The sequence below is a fragment of the Enterobacter cloacae complex sp. P42RS genome (assembly GCF_014930595.1).
Taxonomy (GTDB): Bacteria; Pseudomonadota; Gammaproteobacteria; order Enterobacterales; family Enterobacteriaceae; genus Enterobacter; species Enterobacter bugandensis.
The window spans coordinates 342,359-357,286 of record NZ_JADBRK010000005.1 but is presented as its reverse complement, the minus strand read 5'-3'; the positions used below and the strand labels follow the sequence as shown (position 1 = coordinate 357,286).

Here is a 14,928-nt window from a genome sequence, read left to right as displayed (position 1 = left end):
ATTTATAGAGACAAGTCCTGCAGCCGTTCCGATAAAGTTGCGGAATCAGACTGCTCAGCGTCGATATCTTCCTTGACCTGTTGATACCAGGTCGTTTCGTCCCACAGTTCAAACTTGTTGAACTGCCCGACCAGCATCACTTCTTTGGTCAGACCGGCATGTTGCCGCAGCACGGGCGCAATCAGTAATCGCCCGGCGCTATCCATCTGACACTCACTGGCATGTCCCAATAACAGCCGCTGCACGCGGCGCTCTTGCGGGTTCATGCTCGACAGTCGCGACAGCTTTTGCTCAATGATTTCCCATTCAGGTAAGGGGTAAAGCAGCAGGCAGGGGGAGTTGATGTCAATGGTGCAAACCATTTGACCCGAAGCATTCTCAATCAGCTGGTCGCGGTATCGGGTTGGGACCGATAAACGCCCTTTGCTGTCGAGATTGACTAACGTAGCTCCACGGAACATGCCAGTCTCACCCCTCCTCACCACTTTAACCCACAAATTCCCACCTAAAGGAGTTTACGGAGCGAGGGAAAAGCTTGTCAAGCCAGGACTCTCCCTGTAGAGACCCGAAAGCCCTCTATTTACAGAGATAAACAGTCCTGGTTAATAACTGCACAACTGGCGAGGCAAATTAACGTTATGAATATTTGTAAGAAAAAAACCGAATATGCACATTAGCGTTAAGGCTCACTCAATATCATCGCAGATAAATATAAAGTGTCAGTTTGCGACGCGGGCAGCATTTTATGACAGATTGTCAGGGGATAACAGCGCCAGATTCACTCAATCGGTCGGTGGAAGCGGCGGTTGCGTTGCTGGCCGGTCGAGGGGAAGGAAAAACGTCTGAATATTCATCGACCGAAGAGGGTTTGTAACAAAGTAATACAAAGAGAGGCGTTTAAAAATCGCTTCATGATTCTTTAAGGACCATTTAAAACGGCAAAATGAATTAAGAAAAATAGTAGATTAGGAACCCTCAAGAATTATCCTAATTTCACTGCGGGAATTAACTCGGCGAATTATTCCAGTAAAAAGGGGCGGTTTTTCGCCGCCCCGTCATTTCATTTATGGCGGCTCAAAATTCCGCGATGATAGAGATTACGTTTGATACGCGTCAGACCCGGCTTCGGTTTGCGCGGCTCATCCAGGCTCGCCAGAACAATCTCCAGGACGCGTTCCGCTACATCTCGGTGACGCTGGGCCACCGCCAGCACCGGGCACTGAAGGAAATCGAGAAGCTCGTTATCCCCAAACGTGGCGATCGCCAGGTCAGAGGGAAGCTTGCCTTCACGACGCAAGGTGACATCCATTACCCCCTGCAGAAGGGCAAATGACGTGGTGAACAGCGCCTGGGGCATCGGGTGCGTCTCCAGCCATTTTTCGAACAGCTGCGCAGCGGCTTCGCGTTCATAGCTGTTGGCATAGAGATAGTGGACTTCACGCGGATCGTCTTTCCAGGCGGTTCTGAACCCTTGCTCACGCAGGAAGCTTACGGAAAGCTCGGGCAGCGCGCCAAGATACAGCACCGTTTCAGCGGGGAAGGTTCTCAGCTCAGCGGCCAGCATTTCCGCGTCATCCTGATCGGCACCCACTACGCTTGTGAAATGCTCACGATCGAGCGCGCGGTCCAGCGCCACGATGGGGAACGGATCGTTCGCCCAGCGCTGGTAAAACGGATGCTCCGGCGGTAAGGAGGTCGAGACGATGATGGCATCGACCTGACGCTGGAGCAGATGTTCAATGCAGCGCATCTCGTTATCGGGCTGGTCTTCAGAACAGGCTATCAGCAACTGGTAACCGCGCTGGCGGGCCTGACGTTCGAGATAGTTGGCGATACGGGTATAGCTGGTGTTTTCCAGATCCGGGATCACCAGACCAATAGAGCGGGTGCGCCCGGCACGCAGGCCGGCAGCGACAGCATTCGGATGGTAGTTATGCTCACGAACCACCGCCATAACTTTTTCAACGGTCTTATCGCTGACGCGGTACTGCTTTGCTTTGCCGTTAATCACATAGCTGGCCGTTGTTCGTGACACGCCGGCTAGCCGGGCGATTTCATCCAGTTTCACAATTGCCCCTTAAAAAAAGAAAAGAGTCCATGGCCCTGTCAAGGTTATGGTTAAATCTTTTAACATCTAAACGCAGAAAAGCCTTCGCGGCAACCGCTTTTATCTGCGTTGTCGGCTGATTACGCAAAAAAAAGCCCGGCTTTGGTGACCGGGCTGAAAGAGGCGAACCTTTTTAACAACTACCGCATGATTTTCTCGCCGCGTGACAGACCAACGATCCCCGATCTCGCCACCTCAACAATTTTTGCTACATCCCGCACGGCTGCCAGGAAAGCGTCCAGCTTGTCACTGGTTCCGACCAGTTGAACCGTATAAAGAGAAGGCGTGACGTCGATGATCTGCCCGCGGAAGATATCCGCATTGCGTTTGACCTCTTCGCGCCCGTAACCGCTGGCCTGTATTTTTACCAGCATGACCTCACGCTCAACGTAAGCGCCCTGCCCCAGCTCGCTTACGCGCAGCACATCGACCAGCTTATGCAGCTGTTTCTCGATCTGCTCAATTACCTTGGCATCGCCAACGGTCTGAATCGTCATACGCGACAGCGTCGGATCGTCCGTTGGCGCCACGGTCAGGCTTTCAATGTTATAGCCACGCTGCGCAAAAAGCCCAATGACGCGCGACAGTGCGCCAGACTCGTTTTCCAGTAATACCGATAATATCCGGCGCATATCAGGTTCTCTCCGTTTTGCTTAACCACATCTCGTCCATACCGCCGCCGCGAATATGCATCGGATAAACGTGCTCGGTTCCATCAACAATGACATCCATAAAGACGAGGCGGTTGTTTTTAACGTGCTCAAGCGCTTCGGCGAGCTTCGTTTCCAGCTCAGCTGGATCGGTCACCCGCATCCCTATATGGCCGTAAGCTTCAGCAAGACGAACAAAATCCGGCAGCGATTTCATATATGACTGAGAGTGGCGGCCCGAGTAGATCATATCCTGCCACTGCTTCACCATACCGAGATAGCCGTTATTAAGGTTGAGCACCAGTACCGGCAGCTCATATTGCAGCGCGGTGGAAAGTTCCTGAATGTTCATCTGAATACTGCCGTCTCCGGTCACGCAGACGACGGTTTCATTTGGCAGCGCCAGCTTCACGCCCAGCGCGGCAGGCAGGCCAAAGCCCATCGTGCCTAAACCTCCCGAGTTGATCCAGTGACGCGGTTTATCAAACGGATAATAGAGGGCGGCAAACATTTGATGCTGGCCCACGTCAGAGGTCACATACGCGTCGCCTTTCGTCAGTCGCCATACCGTTTCGATGACCGCCTGCGGCTTAATATGCTCGCTTTGGGTGTCATATTTCAGACACTGCCGCGCGCGCCATTGCTCAATTTGCTGCCACCAGTCACGGATTTCATCCAGCGGTTGCGCTGTGTTTTCCAGCGCCAGCAGATCCAGAATTTGTTCAAGGACCTGTCGCGCGTCGCCGACGATAGGTACATCAGCCGACACCGTTTTTGAAATTGACGTCGGATCGATATCAATGTGCAGCACGGTGGCGTTCGGGCAATACTTCGCCAGGTTGTTGGTCGTACGATCGTCAAAACGCACGCCGACGGCAAAGATGACGTCAGAATGATGCATCGTCATGTTGGCTTCATAGGTACCGTGCATACCCAACATGCCGAGCGCCTGACGGTGGGTGGCGGGAAACGCTCCGAGTCCCATCAGCGATGACGCAACAGGAAGATTGAGCTTTTCAACCAGTTCACGAAGCTGTGCCTCACACGCTGAATTGACGGCCCCGCCACCGACATAGACCACCGGTTTTTTAGCGGCCAGCAGCGTTTGCAGCGCGCGTTTGATCTGACCTTTGTGACCCTGCGTTGTTGGGTTGTAAGAGCGCATGCTCACCGATTCCGGCCAGACATAGGGCAGCTTGTTTGCCGGGTTCAGGATATCTTTAGGGAGATCGACCACCACCGGCCCCGGGCGCCCGCTTGCCGCCAGCCAGAACGCCTTCTTCAGAATGCCCGGAATGTCTTCGGTTTGCTTGACCAGGAAGCTGTGCTTCACGACGGGACGCGAAATCCCGACCATGTCGCACTCCTGAAACGCATCATAGCCAATCAGTGATGTCGCGACCTGTCCGGAAAGGATTACCAGCGGAATAGAGTCCATGTACGCGGTCGCAATGCCGGTAATGGCGTTTGTCGCACCGGGCCCCGACGTGACCAGGACCACGCCCACTTCACCCGTCGCACGCGCCAGGCCATCGGCCATATGTACCGCCGCCTGCTCATGGCGTACCAGCACATGGTCAATACCCCCTACCGTATGCAATGCGTCATAAATATCGAGGACCGCGCCGCCAGGATAGCCGAACACTTGCTTTACGCCCTGATCGATCAGCGACCGGACGACCATTTCCGCGCCAGACAACATCTCCATGCTTTGCCTCCAGGCATTTTGTTATAGACGGACCGCCGAATTCATTTCCGCACCGTCTTGCGATCGGGATGAACCCGTCTTCTATTTTGCAGAGTGATACTTACCTTAACCGCTCGTTATGAGGCAGGCAATTCGCAAACCAGGAGAGAGAAGAGGCCGCGAAAGCAGAAAAAACAGACATTGTCAGAGGATATGGTTAATTCATCTGAAATTAGGGGATGAGATGATAAATCATCGCTGAAAAGCGCGGCGATGTAGAAAATCATCTATTTTTACGGGCCTGGCAGCCGCCAGATAAAATACACAACAGAACAAAATATTAATAAAAGAAACAAAACCAGGATAAATCACATGCAAAGATGCAATTTATCCTGACTCGATTACCGACGGCAGATGCTAATAAGTAGCTCTTCCATCCACTGATGTCCTTTATCCCGTCCAGCAGCTTCATGCCAGGAGAGATAGCAGGTGCGGCTATTTAGCTTGAGCGGCAGAGGCAAAATTTGCAGATTTAACGCGCCAGAGAACTCTTCTGCCAGCCAGCGTGGGGCAATTGCCACCAGCTGCGTCTGGGAAACGACGTTTAACACGCTGACCATGGCCATCCCCTGATAAGCCACGCTCGCCTGTTTCTCCGCAGTGTCGTACCAGGGCAGGCTAAAGGAGGCATATCTGTCGAGCGCAACAACGGCATGCTGTTCGCTATAAACGTCACTTTCACGTAACGGCGCATTCAGTCGTGGATGTTTTTTGCTGGCAACCAGCACCATTTCATCTTTAAACAGCGGTACACAGGAAAATTCAGGACGGCGGAATTCTTCATAACCCAGGACGAATTCGATTTCCTGGTAACGTAACTGGTGTTCGGTGTTTTGATTTAAGGACGATTTAAAGACGAGATTAATATTAGGTGCGATCTCTTCAACTTTATTATAAATAATTGACGTCAGATAATTATCTAATGGACTGCAGACGCAGAGATGGAATACTCGCTCACTGCTTAAGGGTTCAAAGCCCGATCCCGGCAGCTCATTTTGCACCAGTTGCAGCGCCTGGCGGATGGAGCCGAAAAGCTGAAAAGCCCGCGCTGTAGGCTGGATCCCTCTTCCATAACGAACAAACAATTCGTCGTTGAACATAACCTTAAGCCTGGCAACGGCATTACTTACGGCAGGCTGTGACATCCCCAGGGCTTGTGCCGCACGCGTGATATTCTGCTCCTGCATGACAGCATCAAACACCGTCAGTAGATTAAGATCCACCGTGCGTAACTGTGGTTTAATTCCATCAGTAATCTGTGGTTGTTTAATATTATTTTCTGGCACTTCTGACTCCACTGTCACGCTACACTCCCTTCGCCAACGCACTGTAATAATTTCGAAAAATATGATTTACCATGCAGATACGACCAGCGAAAGAAAATTGTTTAAAAATCGGAATATATAAAGATTATCTAATAATGCTATAATGCAAAACGGCACAAAGGATATGCTTAACTTTAGTGTTTGAATGAAACCATAAACCAAATCAATATACAATAACCATCCAGTTAAGGATGACTTAAGTATAATTAAACTGTTATCGACATTGAGCAGAATTAAGTTAACAATCTGTTATCAATGATTCTATTTGAAGGGAGAAAAAGTTCCCTCAAAAAGATAACTCGATGATAGTAAAACGGTTTAAAGAGAAAGCATTTGTGAGGACTGCGTCACCTGAAAAATACCCGTTATGTTTATTCGTTTCTGCAAATGTTTTTTAAGTCCAAAAATAGACAATTAGTGAAGTTAAAAATCAAAAACCCAGCACAATAAGCTAAACAACACACCCTCTCTGTTTAGCCTTCTGGGGCCGTTTTTACCATCAGGGGTTGACATGCCCAGCTGTATCCAGTACCACTAAAAGCATATTGAATTCAACGGAGCACGATTCATGACACGCACCATTCGTTTCATCGGTCTACTACTACTAAACGCATCCACTGTGCGCGGTAGACTGGCGGGCGAAATTCAGCGTTGAATCGTCACCAGTAAGACTAAAAACCCGCGCCACTGCGCGGGTTTTTTTATGCTCGTAGCAAGGCGCCCTAAGACTGACAAGGACCTAACCCATGAGCCAGCAAGTCATTATTTTCGATACTACTTTACGTGACGGTGAACAGGCATTACAGGCAAGCCTGAGTGTAAAAGAGAAACTGCAGATTGCGCTGGCTCTCGAGCGTATGGGCGTCGACGTGATGGAGGTCGGTTTCCCCGTCTCCTCTCCGGGTGATTTTGAATCCGTACAGACTATCGCCCGCACCATTAAAAACAGCCGCGTGTGCGGTCTGGCGCGCTGCGTAGAGAAAGACATCGACGTTGCGGCTGAGTCGCTGAAGGTGGCCGAAGCCTTCCGTATTCATACCTTTATTGCAACCTCACCAATGCACATCGCAACCAAGTTGCGCAGCACGCTGGATGAGGTCATTGAGCGCGCGGTATACATGGTTAAGCGCGCACGCAACTACACCGATGACGTTGAATTCTCCTGTGAAGATGCGGGCCGTACGCCGATTGAAGACCTGGCGCGCGTAGTCGAAGCCGCCATCAACGCGGGCGCTAAAACCATCAACATCCCGGACACCGTCGGCTATACCATGCCGTTTGAGTTCTCCAACATCATTACCGGCCTGTATGAGCGCGTACCTAACATTGATAAAGCAATCATCTCCGTACATACCCATGATGATTTGGGCCTGGCCGTAGGCAATGCCATCGCTGCGGTGCACGCCGGTGCACGTCAGGTAGAAGGTGCAATGAACGGTATCGGTGAACGCGCGGGCAACTGTTCACTGGAAGAAGTGATCATGGCGATCAAGGTGCGCAAAGACATCATGAACGTGCACACCCGCATCAATCACAATGAAATCTGGCGCACCAGTCAGACCGTCAGCCAGATTTGCAACATGCCGATCCCGGCTAACAAGGCGATTGTTGGAACCGGCGCGTTCGCCCACTCCTCCGGTATTCACCAGGACGGCGTGCTGAAAAACCGTGAAAACTACGAAATCATGACTCCGGAATCCATCGGCCTGAACCAGGTTCAGCTGAACCTGACCTCCCGTTCCGGTCGTGCGGCAGTGAAACACCGGATGGAAGAGATGGGCTATCAGGACAGCGATTACAACATGGATCAGCTGTACGACGCGTTCCTGAAGCTGGCCGACAAGAAAGGCCAGGTATTCGATTACGACCTGGAAGCGCTGGCCTTCATCAACAAACAGCAGGAAGAGCCAGAGCACTTCCGTCTGGACTACTTCAACGTGCAATCCGGCTCCAGCGACATCGCTACCGCCTCGGTCAAGTTGGCCTGCGGTGATGAAATCAAAGCGGAAGCCGCCAACGGTAACGGCCCTGTGGATGCCATCTATCAGGCGATCAACCGCGTTACCGAGTACGACGTAGAGCTGGTGAAATACGACCTGACGGCGAAAGGGCACGGTAAAGACGCGCTGGGTCAGGTGGATATCGTCGTCAACTATAATGGCCGCCGTTTCCACGGTGTGGGCCTGGCGACGGATATTGTCGAATCCTCCGCGAAAGCGATGGTGCACGTCCTGAACAACATCTGGCGCGCCGCTGAAGTCGAAAAAGAGTTGCAACGCAAAGCTCAGAATAAAGAGAACAACAAGGAAACCGTGTAATGTCGAAGAACTACCATATTGCTGTGTTGCCGGGTGACGGTATTGGTCCGGAAGTGATGGCACAGGCGCTGAAAGTACTGGAAGCCGTTCGCTCGCGTTTTGCGATGAAAATTACCACCAGCCACTACGACGTGGGCGGTATTGCGATTGATAATCACGGAACGCCATTGCCGAAAACCACCGTTGAAGGCTGCGAAAATGCCGATGCCGTGCTGTTTGGCTCCGTCGGTGGCCCAAAATGGGAACACCTGCCGCCGGCAGAGCAGCCAGAGCGCGGCGCGCTCCTGCCGCTGCGTAAACATTTTAAGCTGTTCAGTAACCTGCGTCCGGCTAAGCTGTATCAGGGGCTGGAAGAGTTTTGTCCGCTGCGCGCGGATATCGCGGCCAACGGTTTCGACATCCTGTGCGTGCGTGAGCTGACGGGCGGGATCTACTTCGGTCAGCCAAAAGGTCGCGAAGGCAGCGGTCAGCACGAGAAAGCGTTTGATACCGAGGTGTACCACCGTTTCGAAATTGAACGTATCGCCCATATCGCCTTTGAATCTGCACGCAAGCGCCGCCATAAGGTGACCTCTATTGATAAAGCGAACGTGCTGCAGTCGTCCATTTTGTGGCGCGAGATCGTCAGTGAAGTCGCTAAGCAGTACCCGGACGTTGAGCTGTCGCATATGTACATCGACAACGCGACCATGCAGCTGATTAAGGATCCGTCCCAGTTTGACGTGCTGCTCTGCTCCAACCTGTTCGGCGATATTTTGTCTGACGAGTGCGCGATGATCACCGGCTCTATGGGCATGCTGCCATCCGCCAGCCTGAATGAAGAAGGCTTTGGCCTGTACGAACCGGCGGGCGGTTCCGCGCCGGATATCGCAGGCAAGAACATTGCGAACCCGATTGCGCAGATCCTCTCCCTGGCCCTGCTGCTGCGCTACAGCCTCGATGCAGGCGACGCAGCAACCGCAATTGAAAACGCCATTAACCGGGCGTTAGAAGAAGGCGTCCGTACCGGTGACTTAGCGCGCGGCACGGCAGCAGTCAGTACTGATGAAATGGGCGACATCATTGCCCGCTATGTCGCTGAAGGGGTGTAATCATGGCCAAGACGTTATATGAAAAATTGTTTGATGCGCACGTTGTCTACGAGGCGCCAAACGAAACCCCGCTGCTGTACATTGACCGCCACCTGGTGCACGAAGTGACCTCTCCACAGGCCTTCGACGGCCTGCGCGCGCACAAGCGTCCGGTGCGCCAGCCGGGTAAAACCTTTGCCACGATGGATCACAACGTCTCCACCCAGACCAAAGACATCAATGCTTCCGGCGAGATGGCGCGCATCCAGATGCAGGAGCTGATCAAGAACTGCAACGAATTTGGCGTGGAGCTGTACGATCTGAACCACCCGTATCAGGGCATCGTCCACGTGATGGGACCTGAGCAGGGTATTACGCTGCCGGGCATGACCATCGTCTGCGGCGACTCCCATACCGCGACCCACGGCGCGTTTGGTGCGCTGGCGTTCGGAATCGGCACATCGGAAGTTGAGCACGTTCTGGCGACGCAAACTCTGAAACAGGGCCGCGCCAAAACCATGAAGATTGAGGTGAAGGGCAAAGCCGCGCCGGGTATCACTGCGAAAGATATCGTGCTGGCGATTATCGGCAAAACCGGCAGCGCAGGCGGTACCGGTCACGTGGTGGAGTTCTGCGGTGAAGCCATTCAGGCGCTGAGCATGGAAGGCCGTATGACCCTTTGCAACATGGCGATTGAGATGGGTGCTAAAGCAGGCCTGGTCGCACCGGACGAAACCACCTTCAACTATGTGAAAGGCCGTCTGCACGCGCCGAAAGGTCAGGATTTTGACGACGCGGTCGCGTATTGGAAAACCCTGAAAACTGACGACGGTGCCACCTTTGATACCGTTGTCACGCTGCAGGCAGAAGAGATTGCGCCGCAAGTCACCTGGGGTACCAATCCTGGCCAGGTCATCTCCGTCAACGACAGCATTCCTGACCCGGCTTCCTTCGCCGATCCGGTCGAACGCGCCAGCGCAGAAAAAGCGCTGGCCTATATGGGGCTGAAACCCGGCGTACCGCTGACCGACGTGAACATTGATAAGGTGTTTATCGGCTCCTGCACCAACTCCCGTATCGAGGATTTACGCGCGGCGGCAGAGATTGCCAAAGGTCGCAAAGTGGCGCCGGGCGTGCAGGCGCTGGTGGTTCCAGGCTCCGGTCCGGTGAAAGCCCAGGCGGAAGCGGAAGGACTGGATAAGATCTTTATCGAAGCAGGCTTCGAATGGCGCCTGCCGGGCTGCTCCATGTGTCTGGCGATGAACAACGACCGCCTGAATCCGGGCGAGCGCTGCGCCTCCACCAGCAACCGTAACTTTGAAGGCCGTCAGGGCCGGGGTGGACGCACCCACCTGGTCAGCCCGGCAATGGCCGCCGCTGCGGCAGTCACCGGCCATTTCGCCGACATTCGCAGCCTGAAATAAGGAGACAATCATGGCAGAGAAATTTACCCAACATACGGGCCGTGTTGTCCCGCTGGACGCCGCTAACGTCGATACGGACGCGATCATTCCGAAGCAGTTTTTGCAGAAAGTAACCCGCACCGGTTTTGGCGCACACCTGTTCAACGACTGGCGTTTTCTGGACGACAAAGGCGAAGTGCCAAACCCGGAGTTCGTCCTGAACTTCCCGGAATACAAAGGTGCATCCATTCTTCTGGCGCGGGAAAACTTCGGCTGCGGCTCCTCGCGTGAGCATGCGCCCTGGGCGCTGACCGACTACGGCTTTAAGGTGGTTATCGCCCCGAGCTTCGCGGATATCTTCTACGGCAACAGCTTCAACAACCAGTTGCTGCCGGTGACGCTGAGCGACGAGCAGGTCGATGAACTGTTCGCGCTGGTTAAGGCAAATCCGGGGATGGCGTTTGAGGTGGATCTGGAAGCGGAAGTGGTGAAAGCCGGGGATAAGACCTACAGCTTCAGCATTGATGCCTTCCGTCGCCACTGCATGTTGAACGGTCTGGACAGCATTGGCCTGACGCTCCAGCACGAGGACGCCATCTCAGCGTACGAGAAAAAACAGCCTGCATTTATGGGCTAAAGGCAATGGCCCGCAGGGCGCGGGCCATTGATAAGGGTGCGTTGAGGCTCAACCACTCTGGAGAGGCGGGGACACTTCCCCCGCCAATACCGCTAACGTTTTGCTTCGTAAGCCAACACTGCCGCCAGCTCTGTTTTCTCCTGTCTGAAGTGCAACTCACACAGCAAATCACGCACCATCCAGGTGAAGATCAATAGCGTCGTACAGATCAGAAACAAACCTAACAGCAGAGTACGTTTTGGCATTCCAGCCTCCTTACTGCTTTTCGGCAATGAAGAGACTAACCTCGCAATGTTGGTTGTGAAGTTGGTCTCCCCATCAGTTTTTTGATGTGGGACTCTCCACTGTTTGCCTCTTGCGAAAGCCTGAGGCAAACAGCCTCAAGCACCCGTCACGCACTCTATGCGCCTTCTCTGTATCTGTCAGAAAATCGTTTCATTTCGTGAAGCCGCCTTCCAGAATCAAACATCCTTGACCCGGCAGGTCAGCCCAAGCGTTACCACCGAAATCGCCGCAATCATCCAGTAAACCGAGGCATGACCATAACTTTGCGCCAGCGCGCCCTGAATCACTCCCGCCAGAATAACGCCCGTCGAAATACTGTTGGTAAAAAGCGTAGTCGCAGAGCCGGCGCGGCCGGGCATGAGATCCTGGAACCAGAGCATGCCGATCCCGGCAACGATGCCAATAAACACGGCATTAAACAGCTGCAGCGCCAGCAACGCTTCACGCGAATGGAAAAGGAGCAGCCCCGCGTAGAACAGCACCCCAGCCGCCACGGCAACGATCATCATCCGACGCTTTCCGAAGCGCTTAACGTAGTATCCCGCCAGAATCATCGCCGGAATTTCCAGCCCGGCGGCGGTCCCCATTAAGATCCCCGCAAGCTTGTCCGGTAGGCCCAGATCGCTGCTGATCCATAGCGGCATATCAATAATGTACATGGTGTTGCAGGTCCACATCAGCGTGGAGGCGATAAACAGCATCCGCACGTTTTTATCCTGCCAGCCGCTCACCTGAGTAATGGGCTTATCCGTCGTCTGCTCAACCCGGGCGACAGACGGCAGCGCAAAGGCAATCAGAGCCAGACTGATAATAAAAATGCCTGCCGCGATAGAAAACATGACCGTAAAGCCATAGTTCAGCGCCAGCATGAAGGCCAGCGGCGGGCCGATGACCCACGCCAGCGAGAGCTGTGCGCGCATCACCGAGCTGAACATCACCACCTCTCGCGCCGAGCTGTCGGCGTATTCACGGGCCAGCGCGAACAGCTGCGGCATGGCGGTGTTCGCCAGAGAGGCCAGCAGCACGCCGCAGGTGATGAGCGTCAGGTAATGACGGTTAAAGGCAAAAAGCAGCGCGTTGCCCACGGCCATGGCGCAGCAAAAGAGGATCAGCCTGCGGCGATCGCCCTGGCTGTCGGATCGTTTCGCCAGCCCCAGGCTAACGAGGATCCCGGCAATTGCGTTAACGGTATAAAACAGGCCCACCCAAAACGGCTGCGCCCCCACCTCGCGGCTGAGAAACAGACTCAGCGTCGGCGCCTGTAGCGCACCGGCCACGCCCATCATGAAGGCCACCAGCATAAAAGCGGCGTACACGCCGTTCAGGCGGCGCCCCATCGTCATCAACCACAGCATGCGCAAGTCCTTGTGAAAGCGAATCGAAATTGGGTGAAAGAATAAACGAAAAAAGCCAGCAAAAACATTTTGCTGGCGGGTGATAAACACCAATACTCAGTCACACATGATCGAGGCGAGTTAGCGAGAAGAGGTCGGTTTCGTAACGTCCCACTGCATCAGATCTTCCAGGATTCTCAGCCGTTGCTCTGCACACTGGCGGGCCAGCCAGGACACTCCCTTTGTCGCTGAAAAGTACTGCTGATAAAACTGACGTGCGGTAGACCTCTTCATAATTTACCTCCTCACTTCATCAGGAAGCATTATTGGCTTAATATAGGGATTAATAAATTGCTGATTTTTTGTCAGGAGTTCCTCTTTTATGCCATCCGGTCGACTGCAACAACAATTCATTCGTCTGTGGCAGTGCTGCGAGGGTCAATCGCAGGAGACCACGCTTAACGAGCTGGCAGAACTCCTCAACTGCTCTCGCCGCCATATGCGCACGTTACTCAACACTATGCAGCAGCAGGGCTGGCTAAGCTGGGAGGCCGAGGCGGGACGCGGCAAGCGCTCACGCTTGACCTTCCTGTATACCGGCCTGGCGTTGCAGCAGCAGCGGGCGGAGGATCTGCTGGAGCAGGACCGCATCGATCAGCTGGTCCAGCTGGTGGGCGACAAAGCCGCCGTGCGCCAGATGCTGGTCTCGCACATGGGACGCAGCTTTCGCCAGGGCCGCCACATTCTGCGGGTGCTTTACTACCGCCCAATGAAAAATCTGCTGCCCGGTACGGCGCTGCGTCGCTCAGAAACTCATATGGCACGGCAGATATTCAGCGGCTTGACGAAAATAAATGAGGAAAACGGGGAACTGGAAGCGGATATCGCCCACCACTGGCAGCAGATTTCCCCCCTGCACTGGCGTTTCTTTTTACGCCCGGGCATTCACTTCCACCATGGCCGCGAGCTGGAGATGCGTGACGTCATCGCTTCTTTAGAGCGCGCCCGCACGCTGCCGCTCTATTCGCATATCACGCGGATCCACTCCCCAACGGCCTGGACGCTGGATATTGAGCTGTCCCAGCCGGACAGATGGCTGCCGTGGCTTCTTGGCTACGTGCCCTCGATGATCCTGCCTGCCGAGTGGCGATCCCTGAACAATTTTTCCAGCCAGCCGATTGGCACGGGCCCCTACGCAGTGTCGCGCAATAACAGCAATCAGTTGAAGATCCGCGCCTTTGATGACTATTTTGGCTATCGGGCGCTGATCGACGAAGTGAACGTCTGGGTGTTACCGGATCTCAACGAAGAGCTGAGCGCAGGCCTCACCCTGGAGGGGCCCACAACCAGCGAAAAGGCGTTCGAGAGTCGCCTGGAGGAGGGCTGCTACTATCTTCTTTTTGACAGCCGCAGCCATCGCGGGGCGAATCACGACGTCCGCAAGTGGATCAGCCATATTCTGGCCCCAGCGAACCTGATTTATCACGCTGAAGAGCAATACCAGACCTGGTGGTTTCCGGCCTATGGCCTGCTTCCGCGCTGGCACCATGCACAGCCGGTGCGTAGTGAAAAACCCGCCGGGCTGGAGACCATCACCCTCAGCTACTATCGCGATCACATTGAGCATCGGTTTATCGCGAGGATCATGAGCAAGCTGCTCGCGGCCGAAGGCGTGACGCTGGCGATACAGGAAGTCGATTATGATGAATGGCACCGGGGGGATGTCGTCAGCGATATCTGGCTCAACAGCGCCAACTTTACGCTGCCGCTGGATTTCTCGCTCTTTTCTCACCTGTACGAAGTGCCCCTCATTCAGCACTGTATCAACCGGGACTGGCAGCAGGACGCCGCGAAGTGGCGGGCAGGAGAGATGGATCTGGCCGCCTGGTGCCAGGAGCTGCTGGCCGGGCAGACGATCGTACCGTTGATCCACCACTGGCTGCTGATCCAGGGACAGCGCAGCATGCGCGGCCTGCGGATGAATACCCTGGGCTGGTTTGATTTTAAATCCGCGTGGTTTGCGCCGCCGGAGCCATAACGCTTTCGTAATAT

Annotated in this window: 14 protein-coding genes; 6 read left to right on the top strand and 8 right to left on the bottom strand. The window is 54.2% G+C overall.

The window, feature by feature from the left end; all coding sequences use genetic code 11:
• Window positions 1–2: 2 nt before the first annotated feature.
• The 5 genes from mraZ to leuO all read right to left on the bottom strand — a co-directional run bounded on the left by mraZ (window position 3) and on the right by leuO (window position 5,790).
• Window positions 3–461 carry a division/cell wall cluster transcriptional repressor MraZ gene (gene mraZ, locus IM314_RS09565; RefSeq protein WP_014882537.1) on the bottom strand — a complete coding sequence of 153 codons (459 nt, stop codon included), beginning with the start codon at window positions 459–461 and terminating at the stop codon, window positions 3–5.
• 599 nt (window positions 462–1,060) lie between these two features.
• Window positions 1,061–2,068 carry a catabolite repressor/activator gene (gene cra, locus IM314_RS09560; RefSeq protein WP_014168621.1) on the bottom strand — a complete coding sequence of 336 codons (1,008 nt, stop codon included), beginning with the start codon at window positions 2,066–2,068 and terminating at the stop codon, window positions 1,061–1,063.
• Window positions 2,069–2,247: 179 nt separating this feature from the next.
• The gene (ilvN, locus tag IM314_RS09555; protein WP_028015501.1) at window positions 2,248–2,739 is read right to left on the bottom strand and encodes an acetolactate synthase small subunit; all 492 of its coding nucleotides are present in this window, start codon (window positions 2,737–2,739) and stop codon (window positions 2,248–2,250) included.
• A 1-nt stretch (window position 2,740) separates the two neighbouring features.
• On the bottom strand, window positions 2,741–4,465 hold the full coding sequence (gene ilvI / locus IM314_RS09550; protein ID WP_041911248.1) for an acetolactate synthase 3 large subunit: 1,725 nt from the start codon (window positions 4,463–4,465) through the stop codon (window positions 2,741–2,743).
• Window positions 4,466–4,845: 380 nt separating this feature from the next.
• Entirely contained in the window at window positions 4,846–5,790 is a 945-nt protein-coding gene (gene leuO / locus IM314_RS09545; protein ID WP_041911249.1) for a transcriptional regulator LeuO, read from the bottom strand.
• 607 nt (window positions 5,791–6,397) lie between these two features.
• Here leuO and leuL point away from each other — a divergent pair.
• The 5 genes from leuL to leuD all read left to right on the top strand — a co-directional run bounded on the left by leuL (window position 6,398) and on the right by leuD (window position 11,257).
• The gene (gene leuL / locus IM314_RS22120) at window positions 6,398–6,484 is read left to right on the top strand and encodes a leu operon leader peptide (RefSeq protein WP_071993742.1); all 87 of its coding nucleotides are present in this window, start codon (window positions 6,398–6,400) and stop codon (window positions 6,482–6,484) included.
• Between the two features lie 91 nt (window positions 6,485–6,575).
• Window positions 6,576–8,147, top strand: a complete 1,572-nt coding sequence (gene leuA, locus IM314_RS09535) for a 2-isopropylmalate synthase (RefSeq protein WP_028015499.1) — start codon at window positions 6,576–6,578, stop codon at window positions 8,145–8,147.
• On the top strand, window positions 8,147–9,238 hold the full coding sequence (gene leuB, locus IM314_RS09530; RefSeq protein WP_045259450.1) for a 3-isopropylmalate dehydrogenase: 1,092 nt from the start codon (window positions 8,147–8,149) through the stop codon (window positions 9,236–9,238). Before leuA ends, leuB begins: the two co-directional genes overlap by 1 nt.
• Before the next feature lie 2 nt (window positions 9,239–9,240).
• Window positions 9,241–10,641 (top strand): 3-isopropylmalate dehydratase large subunit, encoded by a 1,401-nt coding sequence (leuC, locus tag IM314_RS09525; protein ID WP_028015498.1) that lies wholly within the window; start codon window positions 9,241–9,243, stop codon window positions 10,639–10,641.
• 10 nt (window positions 10,642–10,651) lie between these two features.
• Window positions 10,652–11,257: a 3-isopropylmalate dehydratase small subunit gene (gene leuD, locus IM314_RS09520; protein ID WP_028015497.1), complete on the top strand. Its 606-nt coding sequence runs from the start codon at window positions 10,652–10,654 to the stop codon at window positions 11,255–11,257.
• A gap of 92 nt (window positions 11,258–11,349) precedes the next feature.
• Here the strand turns inward: leuD and IM314_RS09515 are convergent, their stop codons facing one another.
• From IM314_RS09515 to sgrT, 3 genes are all read right to left on the bottom strand, one after another.
• Complete coding sequence (locus IM314_RS09515) at window positions 11,350–11,502, bottom strand: Hok/Gef family protein (protein WP_193358521.1); 153 nt, start codon at window positions 11,500–11,502, stop codon at window positions 11,350–11,352.
• Between the two features lie 216 nt (window positions 11,503–11,718).
• Window positions 11,719–12,897, bottom strand: coding sequence for a sugar efflux transporter (locus IM314_RS09510; protein ID WP_028015496.1), 1,179 nt, complete (start codon window positions 12,895–12,897; stop codon window positions 11,719–11,721).
• Between the two features lie 120 nt (window positions 12,898–13,017).
• A complete protein-coding gene (gene sgrT / locus IM314_RS09505; RefSeq protein WP_045631150.1) occupies window positions 13,018–13,170 on the bottom strand; it encodes a glucose uptake inhibitor SgrT in 153 nt (50 codons plus the stop codon).
• A gap of 88 nt (window positions 13,171–13,258) precedes the next feature.
• Here sgrT and sgrR point away from each other — a divergent pair, with 88 nt between their 5' ends.
• Complete coding sequence (sgrR, locus tag IM314_RS09500; protein WP_193358522.1) at window positions 13,259–14,914, top strand: HTH-type transcriptional regulator SgrR; 1,656 nt, start codon at window positions 13,259–13,261, stop codon at window positions 14,912–14,914.
• Window positions 14,915–14,928: the final 14 nt, after the last annotated feature.

Coding starts and splice junctions, on each gene's coding strand:
- IM314_RS09510 (WP_028015496.1), bottom strand. CDS start 12,897: ATGCTGTGGTTGATGACGATGGGGCGCCGCCTGAACGGCGTGTACGCC.
- leuB (WP_045259450.1), top strand. CDS start 8,147: ATGTCGAAGAACTACCATATTGCTGTGTTGCCGGGTGACGGTATTGGT.
- leuC (WP_028015498.1), top strand. CDS start 9,241: ATGGCCAAGACGTTATATGAAAAATTGTTTGATGCGCACGTTGTCTAC.
- leuD (WP_028015497.1), top strand. CDS start 10,652: ATGGCAGAGAAATTTACCCAACATACGGGCCGTGTTGTCCCGCTGGAC.
- mraZ (WP_014882537.1), bottom strand. CDS start 461: ATGTTCCGTGGAGCTACGTTAGTCAATCTCGACAGCAAAGGGCGTTTA.
- ilvN (WP_028015501.1), bottom strand. CDS start 2,739: ATGCGCCGGATATTATCGGTATTACTGGAAAACGAGTCTGGCGCACTG.
- leuA (WP_028015499.1), top strand. CDS start 6,576: ATGAGCCAGCAAGTCATTATTTTCGATACTACTTTACGTGACGGTGAA.
- ilvI (WP_041911248.1), bottom strand. CDS start 4,465: ATGGAGATGTTGTCTGGCGCGGAAATGGTCGTCCGGTCGCTGATCGAT.
- leuL (WP_071993742.1), top strand. CDS start 6,398: ATGACACGCACCATTCGTTTCATCGGTCTACTACTACTAAACGCATCC.
- sgrT (WP_045631150.1), bottom strand. CDS start 13,170: ATGAAGAGGTCTACCGCACGTCAGTTTTATCAGCAGTACTTTTCAGCG.
- IM314_RS09515 (WP_193358521.1), bottom strand. CDS start 11,502: ATGCCAAAACGTACTCTGCTGTTAGGTTTGTTTCTGATCTGTACGACG.
- sgrR (WP_193358522.1), top strand. CDS start 13,259: ATGCCATCCGGTCGACTGCAACAACAATTCATTCGTCTGTGGCAGTGC.